Genomic DNA, 19,006 nt, shown 5'->3' on the forward strand with positions numbered 1-19,006 from the left:
AAAAAATAACGTTATTTGTATGGAATAATTTACAATGGAAAACATTAGAGAGTATATAGAAAAAACGGTAGCAATTTCAGATGAAGATTGGCAACTATTTTCATCAAAGTTAAAGAATAGAGTCTTTAAGAAAAAAAGTACTATTCTAGATGTTGGCGAGACAGAAAACTATATATCTTTTATAGAAAGTGGTATTGCAAGATTTTTAATTCCTAAAGAAGATAAAGATAAAGACATCACTTTTGGTTTCTGTTTTAAAAATGAATTTGTAAGTGCTTACGATTCTTTTTTAACGCAAAAACCTTCATTATATAAGTTACAAGCATTGTCTGATATTTCTATGTGGAGTATTTCGTATAACGATTTGCAAGAGGTTTACGAGAAAAGTTTTGCAGGAAATGTTATTGGTCGCCTATCTTCAGAGCGTTTATTTCTTATAAAATCTAAACGAGAACAATCCCTTTTAAATCACACAGCAGAAGAACGTTACCTTAAATTATTTACAGAACGACCTAACTTAATTAAAGAAATACCTTTAAAGTATGTAGCCTCGTATATTGGCGTTACAGCGCAAGCTTTAAGTAGAATTAGAAAACGTATTTCTTAACTTAGGTTCATTTTAATTAGCCTTAAGTATATAGAACTTTGCAAAATTAAAGCAAAGACTATGACTATTTTAATATTTATAATAATACTGTGGTACACAGGTTTATTTTTTCAAACATTTTTTTTACACCGTTACGCAGCACATCAAACCTTTACTATGTCTAAAATTACAGAGCGTGTTTGCTTTGTATTAACATGGGTTTTTCAAGGAAGTAACTATTTAAGTGCATATGGTTATGGTGTAATGCATAGAATGCATCATGCTTATGCCGATACAGAAAACGATCCACATTCGCCAAAATACGATCCTAATTTATTTTCTATGATGTGGCGAACAAAAAATATTTATCAAGACATAAATAAAAAACGAATTGCGGTTGCAGATAAGTTTACCAAAAACGTACCACAATGGAAACGTTTTGACCAATTTGCAAGCTCACGAGCATCACGCTTAACATGGGCTGCGTTATATATTACTTTTTTTGCACTATTTGCTACGGCATGGTGGCAATGGTTATTATTGCCAGTAGCATTTTTTATGGCGCCAATTCATGGTGTTATAATTAATTGGTTTGCACATATTTATGGTTACACAAATTTTAAAGTAAAAGATACTTCTAAAAACCTATTACCGTTCGATTTTTTAATGATGGGAGAAAGTTACCATAACAATCACCACACACATAGTGGTCGTGCTAATTTTGGAGTAAAGTGGCACGAAATAGATTTTACATACTGTATAATGGTAGTTTTAGATAAGCTTAAAATTATTAAGCTTAAAAAAGCTGCTATTTAAATAAACTAACACAATACAATTTTACTTGTATTTCGGTTAAAACAGATGCATGTTTTACAAGAGCATCAATTTGGTTGTCTTTTAAAGGTGTTAAGTTGGTGCTTACTTTTCTTGCTACCTCTAGTGCTTCGGTAGTATTAATATCTTTTATAATTGAGTTATAATCTATACTCAATTTTAATTTTTGTTTAATTAGTTTCCAGTTTTTACTAGTAATATCATCTTCAGTAATATTGTGGTGGTTTAAAACGTGAGGCATAATAGTGCCTTCTTTAACGCCATCAATAAATTTTTTTATAGAATCTTCAATATTCCAACCAAGCGATTGATAAGCAATTTCGCGCTTGCCAGTTTTGTGGTTTTCATATAAATATTGAACCATTTGCAGGTTTTTAATTCTATTCATAAAAACATCACTCGTTCTTATAAGTAAAGTAAGTGTGTTTTTATAAGTGTTTTTAAAAGGCATTATGTTACCAGCATCGCTAATAATTACAGTATTACAACCATAAGCACTTTTTGTTTGAGTAAGTTTATGTGCGCCTTGATTATCGTAAACGCCACCATCTACTAATCGAGGTTTTACACGATTAAAATCTTCGGGATTACTAAAAAACTGCTTGTCTATTTTTACAGGTGTAAAAACAAATGGTACAGCGGTAGAAGCCGCGACAGCACGAGCTATTGGAAAATTTTTTGCGTTAAAATGAATAGGTTCTGTTTTATCCTCATCATCTGGATAATTATAAACCGAATCGCCCATATAGGCATTAGAAAAAGTAAATAAACGACCAGTTTCTAAATTTGTAGCATTTATACCAAACCGTATATTTGAAGATAAAGCAGACAAGGTTTTTCCTTTAAAAAAAATACGATTGTACATGCGCTCGTTTAATTTACTAATAGGTAACAACTGAAACTGAAATAAAAGCATCATAACTACTACAAAAATTAATAAGCTTAATGCATACCAGTTATGGTTTGTGTAAAGCAAATAGAATACAGCAACCATACTTGCAAAAAAAGCAAAAAGCGTAAGTAAAATACGCCATGATGTTAATACACCTTTTATAACACTTTGTTTTACTCCATTTCTAATTACACGTTCAAAAGTCTCAAAATCGTGCTCGTATAATCCATAAGTAGCACCAGTAATAGAGCCTCCAGAATTAGTAGAAATAACATCAATCTTATCTAAAAGGTTTAATTCTTTTAACTTTTTAAAAGTTCCTAAATGATATATAGTAGCCCGATAACCACCACCAGAAAGACTTAATCCTATTTTTTGTTTGTTTTTCATATATGTTTATGCATGTGTAAATGCATATTGAAATTGAGTAAATTATGAGTAAGCAATGTAACTGTGTATAAAAATACTATTCTATTTGTAAATTAATCTTTAAGAAAGAATGAAATTTGAAATGAGCCAATTTTTACATTAAATGCATTAACCAGTAATTTATTAAATACTTAATTTTAAAGTAAATAAAAAACAAAATATTATGAACGAAGAACAATTTAAAGGAAAGTGGAAACAGATAAAAGGTGATTTTAAACAAAAATATGGTAAAGTCACAGACGATGAATACAAAGAAGCCGAAGGAAATTTAGATAAATTGGCTGGTAAAATTCAAGAGAAATACGGCAAAACCAAGGAAGAAATAAAAGAAGAAATCAACAACTGGTAAGTTAGTTTGATTACATAGCAGCCGCGCTTTTAAATTTATATTTAAAAGCGTTTTTTTTTGAAAAAAACTTTTTCTTAACTTACTATCCTAATATTCTATAAAATGAAAACGAAAGCCATTTATTTGAGTTTATTATTAGTTATTTTATTTAGCTGTAAAACTGAAAATAAGACTCTAAAAACTGAAGTACAAACTAATGATGCTGCACTTTACTTAGAGCCAAAAGAAAGCGATCAATATTTAGGAGGAATAAAAATGATTCCTATTAACACACCAAAAGGAACTTTTAATGTATGGACTAAACGTGTAGGTAACAACCCAACAATGAAAGTTTTACTTTTACATGGAGGACCAGGAATGACACATGAAATTTACGAATGTTTTGATGGCTACTTTCCACAAGAAAATATAGAGTATTATTATTACGACCAATTAGGCTCTTACTATAGTGACCAACCTAAAGACTTGTCACTTTGGGATTTAGACCGTTTTGTAGAAGAAGTAGAACAAGTTCGCATTGCATTAGGTCTAAATAAAGATAATTTTTATCTCTATGGTCAAAGTTGGGGAGGCATTTTAGGAATGCAATATGCTTTAAAATATCAAATAAACTTAAAGGGATTAATAATTTCTAATATGGTTGCATCAATTCCAGAATATCAAAAATATAGTGATGAAGTTTTAGCACCAAAAATGGATCCTGAAGTTTTAAAAGAAATTTTAAAATATGAAAATGCCGAAGATTATACTAACCCAAGATATATGGACCTTATAGTTAATAATTACTATACAGAACACGTAATTAGAATGCCCGTAGATAAATGGCCAGAACCTATAAATAGAGCTTTTAAACATTTAAATCCTGAAGTTTATGTCACCATGCAAGGTCCAAGTGAATTTGGAATAAAAGGAAATGCAACACTAAAAAATTGGGATATAAAAAACAGATTGAAAGAAATTACTGTACCAACATTAACTATAGGTGCAACTCATGATACAATGGACCCAAAACATATGGAGTGGATTAGTACAGAAGTTAAAAATGGTGATTTTTTACTATGTCCAAACGGTAGTCATTTGTCTCAATTCGACGATCAAAAAGTATTTTTTAAAGGATTAATAAACTTTATTAAAAGTGTAGATAATGGTAGCTTTAAAAACACAATTTAGTACGTATAAGTTTTTAGTTTTAAACAGTTTTTGCAACACCATTTATACGCCTAACATAAGCAAATACAAGTACAGTTAATAAACCAAAAACCATAAAGCCAAGAAACAAAGGTAATACCGAAGTTTTTACATAACTACCAATAAAATTAGCAATTGGTACAGCCATAACTGTAGAAACAAAACCATTTATTGCAGCACCAATTCCTGCAATATGTCCTAAAGGTTCCATGGCTAGAGAACGTAAGTTTCCAAATAATAAACCTACAGCAAAAAATTGTACTAATAAAAAGCCTAGCAATACTGCAACAGGCGGATTTATACCTTGCCCAAATAAAATCACATATAGTACAGAAATTACAAAAAAGGCAAATGCAGCCACAGATGCAAGTTTAAAAGATCCAAACCTAACAACCAGTCTACTGTTTAAAAATGTAGATAAACCAACAGAAATAGCTGTGCTTGCAAAAAAGTAAGGGAATAATTCACCTAAGCCATATTGTTCTTGAAAAATTTGTTGAGAGGTACTTAAATAAACCATAAAAGAACCAGTAATAAATCCAGATGCTAAAGTAAAAGCAATTGCAGGCTTAAATTTTAAAAATTCTTTTGTGCCTGTAATAAATATTCTTGGAGAAAATTTAATAGTATTATGTTTAGCTAAGGTTTCTGGTTGGCGTTTCCAAAACCAAAAAATAATTAAAACACCAATTATTAAATTAACATTAAAAATAGCTTTCCAATTAGAGAAATTTAATAAAAACTGACCAAAAGTAGGAGCAATTACAGGAACCAAAATAAAAAACATAACAACTATAGATAGTACTTTTGCCATATAATCGCCACTGTAAGTATCTCTAATCATTGCAATAGATATAGTTCGTGGTGATGATAAGCCAACACCTTGCAGTATGCGTCCTAAAATCATCATTTCAAAACTCTCTGTAGTTACACAAATAAAACTAGCAATAGCAAAAATTACAAAACCAATGTAAACCATTGGTTTTCTCCCAAAACTGTCAGACAATGGACCAAAAACTAATTGACCGCAACCAATACCAAGAAAAATCATGGTAATTAAAAGTTGGTTGTTTTCAGGATTTGTAACTCCTAGACTATTACCAATCTCTGGTAAAGCAGGAAGTAAGGCATCAATAGTTAGAGCAACTAAAGACATTAATGCAGCCATTAATGCTATAAATTCGGTTTTTATTGGCGCTTGTTTTTGCATCATGCAAAAGTAAGGTAATTGTAAGGAGCTTTTCAAACTAAAAAATGAATTAACAAAACATTAATTTTTCAATGTAAAACGTATAATGTTTACAAGCGTATCTTTGCAAGATAAATTGTAGATATGCGATCATATAAAACTTCAGAAAATAAAAATAAAACCAAACCAAAAGTTACAATGGCTCAAGCTTTTAAAACTATAATTTGGCCAAGACGTAAGTTGGTGTTTATTGGTTTAATTTTAATAGTAATAAAAAGTTTATCTGGTTTAATATTACCATGGCAAAGTAAAGTACTGCTTGATGAGGTTGTACCAAGTGGCGATACTAGTAAACTATGGATTTTAATAGCAATTGTAATAGGAGCAATAACAGTACAGGCGGTAACTTCGTTTTTATTAACAAAAATATTAAGTGTTCAAGCACAATACCTAATTAGTGAGTTACGCGCTCAAGTACAAAAAAAGGTATTATCGTTACCCATTAGTTTTTTCGATAATACTAAATCTGGTGCGTTAGTATCTAGAATTATGACAGATGTTGAAGGCGTTAGAAATTTAATAGGTACAGGTTTAGTACAATTAGTTGGTGGTACATTTACCGCTGTTATATCATTAATAATATTAATAAAACTAAATCCATGGATGACGCTTTTTGTGTTTATTCCATTATCAATTTTTGGAGTTATTGCTTTAAAAGCATTTAAATATATAAGACCAATTTTTAGATCAAGAGGAAAAATTAACGCCGAAGTAACAGGACGTTTAACCGAAACCCTAGCAGGTGTTCGTGTTATAAAAGCCTTTAATGCCGAAGAACAAGAAAATTCTGCTTTTGAAAAAGGTGTTGAGCGACTATATAAAAACGTAAAAAAGAGTTTAACAGCAACGGCTTTAATGACGAGTTCTTCAACCTTTTTAATAGGTGTTGCTACTACAGGTATTATGGGCATTGGTGGTTATTATATGATTCAAAATGAAATGACCACAGGTGATTTTCTATTTTTTACTCTAGTTTTAGGCTTCATGATTGCACCAATAATACAAATGAGTAACATAGGAAGTCAATTAACCGAAGCTTTAGCAGGTTTAGATAGAACTGAAGAGCTAATGAATATGGCAGCCGAAGAAGACGATAAAAACCGAACCATAGAATTACAAGAATTTAAAGGCGAAATAGAATTTAGTAACGTCTCGTTTGAATATGAAGATAATAAACCTGTATTGCATAATATAGATTTTAAAGCACCATCAGGATCTGTAATTGCATTAGTAGGAAGTTCTGGTTCAGGAAAATCTACAATAGCAGGATTATCGGCTACATTTTTAAATCCTAAATCTGGAAAAATTACTATAGACGGTAGGGATTTATCTAAAGTAAAATTAAATAGTTTTAGGCAACATTTAGGTGTAGTATTACAAGACGAATTTTTGTTTGAAGGTACTATTAAAGAAAACATTATGTTTCCTAGGCCAAACGCTACAGAAGCTCAATTACAAGCAGCAGTAAAAGCGGCTTATGTAAATGAGTTTACAGACCGTTTTGAAAATGGTTTAGAAACTTTAATAGGAGAAAGAGGCGTAAAGCTTTCTGGAGGACAAAGACAGCGTATAGCCATTGCTAGAGCTATTTTAGCAGATCCTAAAATTATTATTTTAGACGAGGCAACCTCAAATTTAGATACAGAAAGTGAAGCTTTAATTCAAAAAAGTTTAGCACAGTTAACAAAAAACAGAACTACAATTGTTATTGCACATAGATTAAGTACAATTCGCAAAGCAGATCAAATTTTAGTTATTGAAAACGGAAAAATCGCAGAGCGTGGAAATCATGATGAGTTAATAGCATCACAAGGACGTTATTTTGATTTGTATACCTATCAAGCAAAGATTTAGAAACATTATTTTTACTTTAGTTTTACATTTAACATTCACATAAACTTACCTTAATAATTACATATTTTTTAATAAACATTGTGTTAATGTTTAATTGGTTGCTTTACGAAATCAATTTAACAAACCAAAAACACAATGAAAAATTACTTAAAAGTAACCGCAATTGGATTAAGTTTTTTAGCCTTAGCAGCATGTAAAAATGATGATGACAATGCAGCTATAGTAGAGAACTCGAATCCTGTAGAATTAAAAGCACATTCTACAACACCTACTTTATTAAAAGTAAGCCCAGAATTTAGTAACATTAATGTATATCCATTAATGACATCTGAAGATCAATTAGAACAAACACCAAATTTCGTTTACGGTTCTATGGCAGATGGTGCTGGATTAATAAAAAATGATAATGGTACATTTACTTTAATTAATAATATAGAAGCAGATTTTTCTATTGCTAGAATTGAATTAGATGAAACTTTCAAGCCAGTTGCAGGAGAATATATATTAAACGCTACAGCAACAGCTGCAACAGCACAATGTTCAGGTTCTTTAGTAACACAAGAAGAGCACGGTTTTGGACCACTATATTTATCTGGTGGTGAATGGGGTGGAGCAAGTAAAGGTGTTTTTGCAACAGATCCTTTTAGAAGTTCTGGAAACGCATCTTATGCTCAATTATTACCAGCATTAGGACAATGGTCTACAGAAAATGCTGTAGTTATTGGTAAAGATGCTTACCAAGACAAAACTGTTGTTTTTATTGGCGATGACCATTCAGATAACGAAACACCATCAGGACAATTAGGAATGTATGTTGGTAATCGTGGTGATTTATATGGCGGTCAATTATATGCTTTACGTGTAACAGATACAGCAATAGATTTTGAAGTAGATATGCAAGAAGGACAAACGTATAATATAGATTTTGTGCCTTTAGAAGAAACTGAAATTACAATGTTAGATACCGAAGCTAAAACAAAAGGCGCAATGGGCTTTTCTCGTTTAGAAGATATCGATTGGAGAAGAGGTTCTGCAGCAAATAACAGAGAGATTTATTTTTGTGTTACAGGAAGAAAAAAACCAGGATTAGTTGGAAAAGGAACAACCTATGGTCGTATTTATAAAGTTACATTAAATGAAAATGATCCATCTGGAGCTGGAACAATTACTTGTGTATTAGATGGTGATTTAGAAAGTGGTAAAGCAAAAGCTTTCCACAGTCCAGATAACATTTTAGTTACAGAAAATTATGCTTACATTCAAGAAGACCCAAATGGTTATTTTGATAATGCAGATAAAATGCATTACGCACGTTTATACCAATATAATTTAAACGATGGTACATTTAAAACCGTTTTAGAAGCAGATCAAGATTTAGCAGAAACTCAAGGCTATGGTACAACTAGTAGTACTTGGGAATTAACAGGTATGATTGATATCTCTGAAACTGTAGGAATAGATGACACGTTTTTATTAATAACACAAAACCATGGTTGGCAAGGTAACTTTACAGATCCTGCAGCAAATCCATCACCAACAACAGGAGAAGGAAGTATGATTTTTACTATAAACGGTTTAGAAAGATAAAATGTTTTCAATTTATTTAAATTTAAACATAACACGCACTTTAAGTGCGTGTTTGTTTTTAGTTTTACTTTTAGGCTGTAAACAAAAACAAGAAACTTACGAAAGCGATCCTGTTTTAATATTACAATCTAATTACAAGTCTGGTTTACAAACATGTATTAAGCACTTAGAGGCTTTAGAAGTTGCTAAAAATAAAACTCAGGGAATAAAAGCCTATAAATTAGCGCGTTCTGCATTTAAAAGCTTAGAACCTATTTTAGCATTCGTAGATAAGGCTAACTACAAGTTTTTAAATGCACCAAATATTCTAAAAATAGAAGAAGAAGACGCTACAGATATTAAAATAAATAATCCAAAAGGATTTCAAGTGTTAGAAGAAATGCTTTTTGATGATGACGTAGATTTAGAAACAATTAAAACCACTGCAAAAGCAACTAAAAATCGCTTAAATTTAGTACTTAAAAACACAAGTTTAAAGCTTAAAAACCACCATGTAATTTGGTTAATTAGAGATGAAATTGCCCGTGTAGCTTTAACAGGTATTACAGGTTTTGATTCACCTGTTCTTGAAAACTCTTTATTTGAAGCACAAATAGCCTATAAAACAATACAAGATATTCTTAATGTATTTAAAAGTAATTTTAAAAACCAAAACCTAGTAAAAAATTGGAATACAGAAATTGCTGAAACTATAGCGATTTTAAATGCAGATTTTAATACGTTTGATAGGTACAATTTTATTAAAAACCATACAAACAAACAGCTTCGCTTATTAGTAGAAACACAAAACGATTGGAGTGTTAACTTTCCTTTTGAACTGGCTTTTATAAATAATATGACATCTTTGTTTTCTAATGAAACATTTAATTTAAATTATTTTTCAGACAGTAATAAACAAGATCATAAAGTAGTAGAAAAGGCCGCGTTAGGACAACTGCTTTTTAATGATAAAAATTTATCTACTTCCCAAGAGATAAGTTGTGCAACATGCCATGTAAAAGAAAAAGCATTTACAGATGGTTTTAAAACTTTTAAAAAACAAACCAGAAACACACCAACTGTTGCTTATGCGGCACTTCAAAAGAGTTTTTTTTACGATGGTCGTGCGGGAAGTTTAGAAGGTCAAATTGTAAGTGTAATTGATAATAAAGACGAGTTTCATTCAGATTTAAAAACGATTACTAATGCCGTTTTAAAAAATCCTAAATATGTGTCGGCTTTTAATGAGTATTATGGTAAAATTTCCGATAGAGAAATAAGACATGCGATAGCAACTTACATTCGTAGTTTAAATACATTCAATTCTAAATTCGATAGAAATATAAATAACCTAGAACAATCATTAACCAAAAGCGAGATTAACGGATTTAATATTTTTAACGGTAAAGGTAAATGTGCAACCTGCCATTTTGCACCAGTTTTTAATGGTACAGTTCCTCCAAATTTTACCGAGAGTGAAATGGAATTAATTGGTGTGCCAAATTCAACTAAAATGAAACCAAAAGTTAGTCCAGATTTAGGACGTTACAATGTTTTTAATACTAAAGAGCGTAAATTCTTTTTTAAAACACCAACAATTAGAAATATTGAAAAAACTGCACCATACATGCATAATGGCGTTTATAATACTTTAGATGAGGTTGTTGTTTTTTATAATAATGGTGGAGGAAGTGGCTTAGGTTTAGATTTAGAATATCAAACTTTACCTAGCGATAGTTTAAACTTATCTAACTCTGAAATTAAAGACGTTGTAAACTTTATGAAAACGTTAAATGATGAATAGAAAATGTAAATTTTATTGATGTTTTACTAAGTATTTATTCAATTTAAATTAACCTTTTTTAATGATAAAAATAATCTCTTTGTCGAAAAAACAATGGAGTTATATTTAATTGCTTTTGGCGCTTTATTTTCAATAATGAACCCGTTAGGAACCGTACCTGTATTTGTAGGCTTAACGCTTGAACATACTAAAAAAGAACGTGCAGTTACGGCTTTCTGGACTGCTGTAGATGTGCTTGTTATTCTATTACTATCCTTTTTTGCTGGTAAGTATATTTTATCTTTTTTTGGCATAAGTTTAAACGCATTAAAAATTGCTGGAGGTTTAATTATTGCATCATCTGGATTTGCTTTACTTACTGGTAAATTTCGTGAACATAAAGGTATGAAACGCCAAAAAGTACAAGAAGATATACATAGTCGTGAAGCAATAAGCTTAACACCTTTAGCAATACCTATGCTTGCTGGTCCTGGAACTATTTCTTTACTAATTACGTATAATCAAGAGTTTCAATTAACACAAGATATTTGTATAATAGTTGGTGCTTTATTTACTGCAGCGCTAACTATTTATTTGGTATTAAAAAGTGCACATTTTATAGTGAAGTTTTTAGGTGCTTCTGGTATAAATGCCTTATCAAGAATTATAGGTTTTATTGTAATTGCTATTGGTGTAGAATATATTATAGCCTCTGTAGTTTCTGTACTTGGGTTGTAAAAGGTTTAAAAATACGTAATATCTCTTGTTATTATTTTTTTACTATTTGTGTTAGTAAAGCTTTTTTGTAAAGTTATGCAATTACCATTTGCATCCATTTTTAAGCATTGTAATTGTACAGTATTTATAGTATCCTTAGCTTTATTTAAAACAATAATAGTTTCTAAAAGGTTGGTTTTAGCATTGTAATTGTATAATCTGGTATTAAAGTCTGTAAAATTGTCTTCGGTTTTATTTAAAGTTCCATCTGGGTTGTAATAAGCTATATATTCGTTTACTTTATATTGCTTTTGGGTATAACAACTTATACGTTCTCTTTGTTTAGGTTTCCATCTGGTTTTACAGTAATAAGCTTCTTTATTTGGGAATGAGCGTTTGTTAAAAAAAAGTTTCTTTTCTATGGTTTCAATACGTGTATTTTCTGCATTGTAAACTTCAGCATAATTTATGCGTCCGTTATTAGTTAATTGCATTTTGGTAGTTTCAACCAATTTTTTGTTACCATTAGTTTCAAGGTAAGTTGTTTTTGTTATGCTTTTTATAGCGCCTGTAAGTTGCTTTTTGTTTACATATTTTTTTGTAGCACAAGACTGTACCAAAGCGAGTAGAAGTATATATTTTAAAACAGTTTTCAAAATTATAGAATTGCTTGTTTTAAAGATACAAATTTATTTGTTTTCAATATTAAAGTATGAAATATCCTGATGCTTTTTAATTGCTTTTCTAGACAATAAAATAGCTACTATTAAAGAGACTATTGCACCAATCCAAATACCTGGTACAAAATCTATAAATAAGAAAAAGTCGTAAGCACCATGAAATAAAATTGCTAAGCCTAAACCAGCCATATTAAGTATAAATCTATTATTAGAAAACTTTGCTTTACCCATAAAATATCCCATAAGAATACCAAAGGTTGCATGAGCAGGAATGGCAGTAAAAGCTCTTAAAACTGCTGTAGAAATACCACTTTCCATTACGTACATAATATTTTCTGTTGCAGCAAAACCCATTGATACCATTACGGCGTAAACAATACCATCAAAAGGTTCGTTAAACTCTTTATTGCGTTGTGCAAAAAAGAATACAATAAGATATTTACTTAATTCTTCTGTAAAACCAACAACAAAAAAAGCTTGTACAAACTGTTGCCCAATGCTTAAACTATTAGTTAGCGGTAAGACAATATCAAAAACACCATATAAAATTAAAGCTAGTATAACACTAACAATAGCTCCTAAAATAAAAGATAGTATTAAAAGTTTTTTTGGCTCTTTTTCATATTTATCTTTAAAATAAATATAGAATATTACTGCGGCAACAGGAGCAAGTGCATAAAGAATTAAATCCATAAAACGAATGTAGATAAATTATAGCACTTTTTTTATGCTGTTTAAAACAATCTCATAATACGCTTTATTTGATGCTACAAAATGACCATTTGTTTGCGAGTGGTTTAATAGGTTTTGAAAAGTTTCAGTTGAAACTAATTTTAAAGCTTCAACCTCTTCTTTTTGAGGTGTAAGTTTATTTATATCTACTTTTAATTGGGCTATATAAGTATGATGAAATTCATTATCTATAATACCATTATCATATTTTTTAAAGCATTTAAAAGTGCCAATTTTTGTTAAATCATCTTCGCAAATAGATAATCCAATTTCTTCTTCTATTTCTCTAGTAGCTCCTTTTTTTAAAGTTTCTCCTGCATCTATATGTCCTGCAACACTAACATCCCAAAGTAATGGACAAATAGCTTTTGTTGCAGCACGTTGTTGTAATAAAATTTGTCCTGTAGTTGTATAAAACCAAATGTGAACGGTGTTATGGTATAAACCTTTACTATGTATAACGCTTTTTAGAGCAGTTTTTCCTGTTGTTTCTCCTGTATTGGAAACAATGTCTATAAGTTCGTCCATTTAATTGTTATTAATAACAGATTTTATGCAATTAACTAATTTTTTAAAATGTCTTTCTGTATTAAAATAATGGCAAGACAAACGTATGTATTTTCCTCTAAAGGAAACATAAATTTTTTGTTTAGTTAATTTTGTTTTTAAAAGGTCTATGTCTATTGTTTTTGGTAATTCTACACCAAATAAGTGATGCGATCTATAGTGATCATCATCAATAAAACAACCAAGATCTTTTAAAGTGTTTACAGCTTCTTTAGTAATTAGTTTACAATAATTTTGTATGTCTAGTGGCGACCAATTTAATACTTGTTCTAGCGCTTTAATTTGCATGTTTACGTAAATAAAACTTGCATGTTCTCCAGCGCAATATCTATTTGCTAATGGTTTATATTGGTTTTGATATTGTGTTAATTGCGATAAGTTTTCGCTATTTAATCTATTAGACCAATTTTCTTCTATAGGTTCTCCATTATCAAAATAAGCACCAAAATAAGCGTAAGCACAACCATAAGGTCCAAATAACCATTTGTATCCTGCACAAATAACGGCATCTGGATTTATTTCTTTTACCGAAAAAGGCAAAGCACCAATAGATTGGCTACCATCTATAATAAGTAGGCTATTATTCGCTTTTGCTTTTTTACTAATTGCTTTTAAATTAAAAAGTGAACCGTTAGACCAATGTATATTTCCCATAGCAATTACAGCAGTATTACTAGAAATACTATTTAGTATTAAGGTGTTCCAGTCTCTTGCACGGTTTTGTTGTGCTTGAGGCATTGTAACTGTTTTAATTGTTGCATTATTTTGGTCTGCAAGTTTTTGCCAAGCATAATAGTTACTAGGAAATTGCTCACCAATAATTAATATTTCGTCTTCAGGATTTAATGTAATGTTTTTAGTAACAGTTGCTATACCATAAGAAACCGAAGGAATTGTTGCTATACGGTTATAATTATCAACATCAATAACTTTAGCAAACAGTTGTTTTAATTTGGTAACAGGCTCAAAATAATTTGACGTTGGTATAGTAAACGGTCTTGATTTTTGTAAAACAGATTCTAATCCTGCAATTTCACTAGTTTTTAAAGATGGTGATAAGCTTGCTGTATTTAAGTAGCTAACATCTTCTGGAATATCAAATAAATGTTGTTGGTGCATCATGAGATTAAAAGTATAAAAAAAGCCTCTAAAAAAGAGGCTTAAAAATAATTTGTTTTATTAAACGTAACCGTGTTTTTATTTAAAATAAGAAAATGTTTCACCATCTTCAATTTTTAAAAGTGTTTCGTAAATTAATTTAATTACATTTTCTACATCATCTTTATGTACAGTTTCTACTGTAGTATGCATATAGCGTAGCGGTAAAGAGATTAAAGCAGAAGCAACACCACCATTACTGTAAGCAAAAGCATCTGTATCTGTTCCTGTTGCACGAGAACATGCTGCACGCTGAAATGGTATTTTTTTCTCCTCGGCAGTATCTGTAATTAAATCTCTTAATTTTTGTTGTACGGCAGGAGCATAAGCCACTACAGGACCTTTACCATTTTCTACATGGCCTTGTACTTTTTGGTTAATCATTGGAGTAGTAGTATCATGTGTAACATCTGTAACAATAGCTACGTTAGGCTTAATACGATCTGTAATCATTTGTGCGCCACGTAATCCTATTTCTTCTTGTACAGAGTTTGTTATGTATAATCCAAAAGGTAATTCCTTTTTATTTTCTTTTAGTAAACGTGCTACTTCGGCAATCATAAAACCACCCATTCTATTATCTAAAGCACGACATACAAAGTTGTTTTTATTTAAAATGTGAAACTCATCTGGATATGTTATTACACATCCTACATGTACACCAAGTTTTTCTACTTCTTCTTTAGTAGTACAACCACAATCTATAAAAATATTGTCTTGTTTTGGCGCTTCTTCTTTAGACTTGTTTCTGGTGTGTATAGCTGGCCAGCCAAAAACACCTTTTACAATACCATTTTTTGTGTGGATATTTACAATTTTACTAGGTGCAATTTGGTGATCACTACCACCGTTTCTAATAACAGAAATTAATCCATTATCACTTATGTAATTAACATACCACGAAATCTCATCGGCGTGACCTTCAATAACAACTTTATACTTAGCATCTGGATTTATAACACCAACGGCAGTACCGTAAGTATCTGTAATAAATGTATCTACATAAGGTTTTAGGTAATCCATCCATATTTTTTGTCCTTCCCACTCGTAACCTGTTGGAGCTGCGTTATTTAAATATTTTTCTAAAAAGTCCATAGACTTTTTGTTTAGTATGCTTTGTTTTGCCATCTGTTTTTAATTTTGCACTAAAATAACAATATTCGAGTATAATTAATAGTTAGCATAAAGTTAATTAGTAATTTTATGCTACTAATAAATTAAATTTTGGAATGATTTTAGCATTTAAGTAATTATGAAAAAGCGATTTTATTTTATTTTATTTTTTCCGTTGGTTTTTTGGGCACAACAAGATGAAGTGGTTCAAGATTCTACAATGATAGAATATATGATAATTGACGGTGATTCTATTCCGCGTGAAGCGATAGATTTACAAGAAGTCATGATTTTACATAAGCTGAAATTTTCTAGTAAAGAAGATAGACGAACGTATTTAATTTTAAGGCGAAAAACTAAAAAAGTCTATCCGTATGCCAAGTTAGCAGCCGAACGTTTAGAGAGTTTGACTGAAAGATTAGAGTCTTTAGAAAATAAAAGGCAAAAACGACGTTACTCGAGGAAAATTCAAAAATATATTGAAGGAGAATTTTCTGATGAACTTAAAAAGCTTACAAAAACCGAAGGACAAATACTTATTAAATTAGTACACAGGCAAACTGGCGAAACTACTTTTGATTTGGTAAAAAACCTAAGAAATGGTTGGCGTGCCTTTTGGTTTAATAACACCGCTAAACTTTTTAATATAGATTTAAAGCGTGAATATGACCCAGAAAATGTTAAAGAAGATTATTTAATTGAAGATATTTTACAACGCAATTTTCAAAATGGCTCATTAAAACGACAGAAATCTGTAATTGATTACGATTTTTATGCGCTTACTAATAAATGGATTAATAAAAAGTAGAGCAGATGCGTATACAAACACCATTTGAAGAAAAATGGAATACCATTACTCATGCCTTTGGTGCTGTGTTTGGTATTGTTGGTTTAATACTTTTAATATTAAAAGATACGAATAAAACCGAATGGAGTTTTTTTAGCGTTACCACTTACGGTATTACTTTTATCGTTTTATTTTTAGCTTCTGCTTTGTACCATTACGTGAGTCATGAAAAGTACAAACACTATTTTAGAATTGCCGATCATATAAATATTTATTTTTTAATTGCAGGTACCTATTCGCCAATAACACTTATTACTTTAGAGCAAAGTTTAGGCTGGACTTTATTTACAATAGTTTGGTCTATTGCAGCTTTTGGTATCGTTTTAAAATTGTTTTTTACTGGTAGGTTTGAAATTTTATCTTTGGCTTTATACTTAATTATGGGCTGGCTTATAGTGTTTGATTATAGTGCTTTACAAGCAGCAATGCCACAAGAAGGCGTTTGGCTTTTAATGGCTGGCGGTTTATTTTATACGCTTGGTGTGGTTTTTTATGCTATTGAAAAAATACCTTATAACCATGTTATTTGGCACATTTTTGTTTTGGCTGGTGCTGTTAGCCACTTTTTTATGGTGTACTTTTTTGTGGTTTAGTGTAAGTGATTTTTTTACTAAGCTTTTATAAAATCTTCATATTCAAAATAAAATGCTTCAAAAGCGGCCATTTTTTCATTAAAAAAGGTCATGACTTGTTGCCAGTGATTTTTGTTGTGTATATTCACTTTCTCGTCTAATTGCACATAAATTCTAGAAATTTCTTTACCATTTTCTAAAAAATATTCTTCTTCAAAAATAGCATCTGGTAAAAAATCGTCTAATAATATACTTTTTAGCTGTCCAAGTTTTTCCCAGTAATTAATACGGTTTTCTAAATCATCTTCAAGATCTAAAGCAACTAATGCTTTTTTATTATCAAAATGAAATTTAAAACTAAAGCCTTTTATTTTGGTATCGTATTTAATCCATTTTCTAGGAAACGATTTTCCAAAACTAGTCCAGAATAACTGCTTTATTTTTTTAGATTCTTCTCTGCTAAACACTTGATAGTTTTTATATAAAATATGCTAATATTATAGCTGCTACAATAGTTAATAACTTAGTTATATTAAATTTATGACCTTCGTTACTTTCAAATAAAATAGTAGTAGATATGTGTAAGAAAATACCAATTACTACTGCCGAAATTTCTTGAAAATATGTTTCTAATATAGGAATATTTGTAGATAAAAACACGCCTAAAGGCGTCATTAAAGCAAATAAAAGTAAAAATAGAAACGTTTTACTTTTACTCATTTTTGAAGCTACAAAAAATGTTGCTAGAATAATCGCTACTGGTAATTTATGTATAATTATGCCGTAAATTAAGCTATGGTGTCCATGAATTGGGATACCTTCTAAAACACTATGAATACTTAAACTTATAAATAATAACCACGGGAATGTAACGGTGTTTTTATCTAAATGTACGTGTCCATGTTCTGCTCCTTTAGAGAAAAACTCTAAAATTATTTGCAGTAAAATACCAACCATAATAAACAAACCAATATTGCTATTGTTAGTTTTATATACTTCTGGTAAAAAATTAAATACTGTTATAGACAGTAAAAAAGCACCACTAAAAGCTAGTAATAGTTTAAGGTTTCTATTTTGCTTAGGTTTAAATAATAAAACTATGGCAAAACCAATTACTACAGATATAATTGGAAGAATTATATTTAAAATCATTATTTAAAAATCAAGATTAAACGCTCACTCTGTTTTCTCATGTATTTACTTAATTTATAGTCTCCAAAAACATCTAGTAAATACACACCAGCTTTTTCAAACAGTGCTTCAAAATCTTCTAAAGTAAATGCTCGTACACGTTCTTGAAATTCATAATCCTTACCATCTACAGTAAAAGAAATGTCTTTAATTATAAAACCATCTTCTACACGACGTTTTTGGTAAAAATCTATACCATCAACAGTTTTTACATTTTCTGGTACTAAATTTTCAATAACATACTCACTGTTCATAAAATCTATAACTCCAAAACCAGTTTCGTTTAAATCTGCTTTTATGGCTTCAATTGTCTTTAGGTTATCTTCTAGATTATCAAAATAACCAAAGCTTGTAAATAAATTAAAAACGGCATCAAAAGTATCACTATAAGGTTTACACATGTCGTGCACCTCAAAATTTAGTGTTTCGTTTTCAAATTGTTTTGCATGTGCAATACTATTTGCAGATAAATCTACACCGGTAACGTTATAGCCTAAAGTATTTAAATAAACCGAATGGCGACCTTTACCACAAGCTAAATCTAAAATTTTTCCGTGTTCAGGAATGTTTAAATAGTTGGTAAGATTACACATAAACGTTTCAGCTTCAGCATAATCTCTGTCTTTATATAAAATGTGATAAAATGGTGTATCAAACCATGATGCAAACCAAGTAGTCTCTTCTTTTGTCATATTCATT

At 30.2% G+C, this 19,006-nt stretch carries 20 protein-coding genes; 10 read left to right on the plus strand and 10 right to left on the minus strand.

What is annotated here, in order from left to right:
• Positions 1–34 precede the first annotated feature (34 nt).
• Together BM549_RS07515 and BM549_RS07520 are read left to right on the plus strand one after the other, a co-directional pair.
• Positions 35–607, plus strand: a complete 573-nt coding sequence (locus BM549_RS07515; RefSeq protein WP_290469709.1) for a Crp/Fnr family transcriptional regulator — start codon at positions 35–37, stop codon at positions 605–607.
• A 60-nt stretch (positions 608–667) separates the two neighbouring features.
• Complete coding sequence (locus BM549_RS07520) at positions 668–1,402, plus strand: acyl-CoA desaturase (protein WP_290469710.1); 735 nt, start codon at positions 668–670, stop codon at positions 1,400–1,402.
• Here BM549_RS07520 and BM549_RS07525 read toward each other — a convergent pair.
• On the minus strand, positions 1,395–2,702 hold the full coding sequence (locus BM549_RS07525) for a patatin-like phospholipase family protein (RefSeq protein WP_290469711.1): 1,308 nt from the start codon (positions 2,700–2,702) through the stop codon (positions 1,395–1,397). The two genes, BM549_RS07520 and BM549_RS07525, sit on opposite strands and share 8 nt — an antisense overlap.
• Before the next feature lie 202 nt (positions 2,703–2,904).
• On the opposite strand from BM549_RS07525, the gene BM549_RS07530 reads away from it, so the two are divergent.
• Together BM549_RS07530 and BM549_RS07535 are read left to right on the plus strand one after the other, a co-directional pair.
• On the plus strand, positions 2,905–3,090 hold the full coding sequence (locus BM549_RS07530) for a CsbD family protein (RefSeq protein WP_290469712.1): 186 nt from the start codon (positions 2,905–2,907) through the stop codon (positions 3,088–3,090).
• Between the two features lie 102 nt (positions 3,091–3,192).
• Positions 3,193–4,260: a proline iminopeptidase-family hydrolase gene (locus BM549_RS07535; protein ID WP_290469713.1), complete on the plus strand. Its 1,068-nt coding sequence runs from the start codon at positions 3,193–3,195 to the stop codon at positions 4,258–4,260.
• 19 nt (positions 4,261–4,279) lie between these two features.
• On the opposite strand, the gene BM549_RS07540 is transcribed toward BM549_RS07535, so the two are convergent.
• Positions 4,280–5,491, minus strand: a complete 1,212-nt coding sequence (locus BM549_RS07540) for a multidrug effflux MFS transporter (RefSeq protein ID WP_290469714.1) — start codon at positions 5,489–5,491, stop codon at positions 4,280–4,282.
• A 120-nt stretch (positions 5,492–5,611) separates the two neighbouring features.
• On the opposite strand from BM549_RS07540, the gene BM549_RS07545 reads away from it, so the two are divergent.
• The 4 genes from BM549_RS07545 (at position 5,612) to BM549_RS07560 (ending at position 11,468) form a co-directional block, all read left to right on the plus strand.
• On the plus strand, positions 5,612–7,381 hold the full coding sequence (locus BM549_RS07545) for an ABC transporter ATP-binding protein (protein ID WP_290469715.1): 1,770 nt from the start codon (positions 5,612–5,614) through the stop codon (positions 7,379–7,381).
• Positions 7,382–7,516: 135 nt separating this feature from the next.
• Positions 7,517–8,968, plus strand: a complete 1,452-nt coding sequence (locus BM549_RS07550) for an alkaline phosphatase PhoX (protein ID WP_290469716.1) — start codon at positions 7,517–7,519, stop codon at positions 8,966–8,968.
• Position 8,969: 1 nt separating this feature from the next.
• Entirely contained in the window at positions 8,970–10,751 is a 1,782-nt protein-coding gene (locus tag BM549_RS07555; protein ID WP_290469717.1) for a cytochrome c peroxidase, read from the plus strand.
• Positions 10,752–10,844: 93 nt separating this feature from the next.
• On the plus strand, positions 10,845–11,468 hold the full coding sequence (locus tag BM549_RS07560) for a MarC family protein (protein ID WP_290469718.1): 624 nt from the start codon (positions 10,845–10,847) through the stop codon (positions 11,466–11,468).
• Positions 11,469–11,473: 5 nt separating this feature from the next.
• Here BM549_RS07560 and BM549_RS07565 read toward each other — a convergent pair whose 3' ends face one another.
• The 5 genes from BM549_RS07565 to BM549_RS07585 form a co-directional block, all read right to left on the minus strand.
• Complete coding sequence (locus BM549_RS07565; protein WP_290469719.1) at positions 11,474–12,103, minus strand: hypothetical protein; 630 nt, start codon at positions 12,101–12,103, stop codon at positions 11,474–11,476.
• A 33-nt stretch (positions 12,104–12,136) separates the two neighbouring features.
• Positions 12,137–12,820, minus strand: coding sequence for a PrsW family glutamic-type intramembrane protease (locus BM549_RS07570; protein WP_290469720.1), 684 nt, complete (start codon positions 12,818–12,820; stop codon positions 12,137–12,139).
• 18 nt (positions 12,821–12,838) lie between these two features.
• The gene (locus BM549_RS07575) at positions 12,839–13,387 is read right to left on the minus strand and encodes an NUDIX domain-containing protein (RefSeq protein ID WP_290469721.1); all 549 of its coding nucleotides are present in this window, start codon (positions 13,385–13,387) and stop codon (positions 12,839–12,841) included.
• On the minus strand, positions 13,388–14,548 hold the full coding sequence (locus BM549_RS07580) for an aminotransferase class V-fold PLP-dependent enzyme (protein WP_290469722.1): 1,161 nt from the start codon (positions 14,546–14,548) through the stop codon (positions 13,388–13,390).
• Between the two features lie 75 nt (positions 14,549–14,623).
• Positions 14,624–15,712, minus strand: coding sequence for a M42 family metallopeptidase (locus BM549_RS07585; protein ID WP_290469723.1), 1,089 nt, complete (start codon positions 15,710–15,712; stop codon positions 14,624–14,626).
• Between the two features lie 124 nt (positions 15,713–15,836).
• On the opposite strand from BM549_RS07585, the gene BM549_RS07590 reads away from it, so the two are divergent.
• Together BM549_RS07590 and BM549_RS07595 are read left to right on the plus strand one after the other, a co-directional pair.
• Positions 15,837–16,505 (plus strand): DUF4294 domain-containing protein, encoded by a 669-nt coding sequence (locus BM549_RS07590; protein ID WP_290469724.1) that lies wholly within the window; start codon positions 15,837–15,839, stop codon positions 16,503–16,505.
• A 5-nt stretch (positions 16,506–16,510) separates the two neighbouring features.
• A complete protein-coding gene (locus tag BM549_RS07595; RefSeq protein WP_290469725.1) occupies positions 16,511–17,137 on the plus strand; it encodes a hemolysin III family protein in 627 nt (208 codons plus the stop codon).
• Positions 17,138–17,154: 17 nt separating this feature from the next.
• Here BM549_RS07595 and BM549_RS07600 read toward each other — a convergent pair whose 3' ends face one another.
• The 3 genes from BM549_RS07600 to BM549_RS07610 are packed head-to-tail and all read right to left on the minus strand — an operon-like array spanning position 17,155 to position 18,999.
• On the minus strand, positions 17,155–17,583 hold the full coding sequence (locus BM549_RS07600) for a DUF4268 domain-containing protein (protein WP_013871372.1): 429 nt from the start codon (positions 17,581–17,583) through the stop codon (positions 17,155–17,157).
• A gap of 10 nt (positions 17,584–17,593) precedes the next feature.
• A complete protein-coding gene (locus BM549_RS07605) occupies positions 17,594–18,268 on the minus strand; it encodes a ZIP family metal transporter (RefSeq protein WP_290469726.1) in 675 nt (224 codons plus the stop codon).
• Positions 18,268–18,999: a class I SAM-dependent methyltransferase gene (locus BM549_RS07610; RefSeq protein ID WP_290469783.1), complete on the minus strand. Its 732-nt coding sequence runs from the start codon at positions 18,997–18,999 to the stop codon at positions 18,268–18,270. The genes BM549_RS07605 and BM549_RS07610 overlap by 1 nt, the downstream gene beginning before the upstream one ends.
• Positions 19,000–19,006: the final 7 nt, after the last annotated feature.

Source organism: Lacinutrix sp. MedPE-SW (genome assembly GCF_001874145.1).
Classification (GTDB): domain Bacteria; phylum Bacteroidota; class Bacteroidia; order Flavobacteriales; family Flavobacteriaceae; genus Lacinutrix.

Coding starts and splice junctions, on each gene's coding strand:
- BM549_RS07515 (WP_290469709.1), top strand. CDS start 35: ATGGAAAACATTAGAGAGTATATAGAAAAAACGGTAGCAATTTCAGAT.
- BM549_RS07520 (WP_290469710.1), top strand. CDS start 668: ATGACTATTTTAATATTTATAATAATACTGTGGTACACAGGTTTATTT.
- BM549_RS07525 (WP_290469711.1), bottom strand. CDS start 2,702: ATGAAAAACAAACAAAAAATAGGATTAAGTCTTTCTGGTGGTGGTTAT.
- BM549_RS07530 (WP_290469712.1), top strand. CDS start 2,905: ATGAACGAAGAACAATTTAAAGGAAAGTGGAAACAGATAAAAGGTGAT.
- BM549_RS07535 (WP_290469713.1), top strand. CDS start 3,193: ATGAAAACGAAAGCCATTTATTTGAGTTTATTATTAGTTATTTTATTT.
- BM549_RS07540 (WP_290469714.1), bottom strand. CDS start 5,491: ATGATGCAAAAACAAGCGCCAATAAAAACCGAATTTATAGCATTAATG.
- BM549_RS07545 (WP_290469715.1), top strand. CDS start 5,612: ATGCGATCATATAAAACTTCAGAAAATAAAAATAAAACCAAACCAAAA.
- BM549_RS07550 (WP_290469716.1), top strand. CDS start 7,517: ATGAAAAATTACTTAAAAGTAACCGCAATTGGATTAAGTTTTTTAGCC.
- BM549_RS07555 (WP_290469717.1), top strand. CDS start 8,970: ATGTTTTCAATTTATTTAAATTTAAACATAACACGCACTTTAAGTGCG.
- BM549_RS07560 (WP_290469718.1), top strand. CDS start 10,845: ATGGAGTTATATTTAATTGCTTTTGGCGCTTTATTTTCAATAATGAAC.
- BM549_RS07570 (WP_290469720.1), bottom strand. CDS start 12,820: ATGGATTTAATTCTTTATGCACTTGCTCCTGTTGCCGCAGTAATATTC.
- BM549_RS07575 (WP_290469721.1), bottom strand. CDS start 13,387: ATGGACGAACTTATAGACATTGTTTCCAATACAGGAGAAACAACAGGA.
- BM549_RS07580 (WP_290469722.1), bottom strand. CDS start 14,548: ATGATGCACCAACAACATTTATTTGATATTCCAGAAGATGTTAGCTAC.
- BM549_RS07585 (WP_290469723.1), bottom strand. CDS start 15,712: ATGGCAAAACAAAGCATACTAAACAAAAAGTCTATGGACTTTTTAGAA.
- BM549_RS07590 (WP_290469724.1), top strand. CDS start 15,837: ATGAAAAAGCGATTTTATTTTATTTTATTTTTTCCGTTGGTTTTTTGG.
- BM549_RS07595 (WP_290469725.1), top strand. CDS start 16,511: ATGCGTATACAAACACCATTTGAAGAAAAATGGAATACCATTACTCAT.
- BM549_RS07605 (WP_290469726.1), bottom strand. CDS start 18,268: ATGATTTTAAATATAATTCTTCCAATTATATCTGTAGTAATTGGTTTT.
- BM549_RS07610 (WP_290469783.1), bottom strand. CDS start 18,999: ATGACAAAAGAAGAGACTACTTGGTTTGCATCATGGTTTGATACACCA.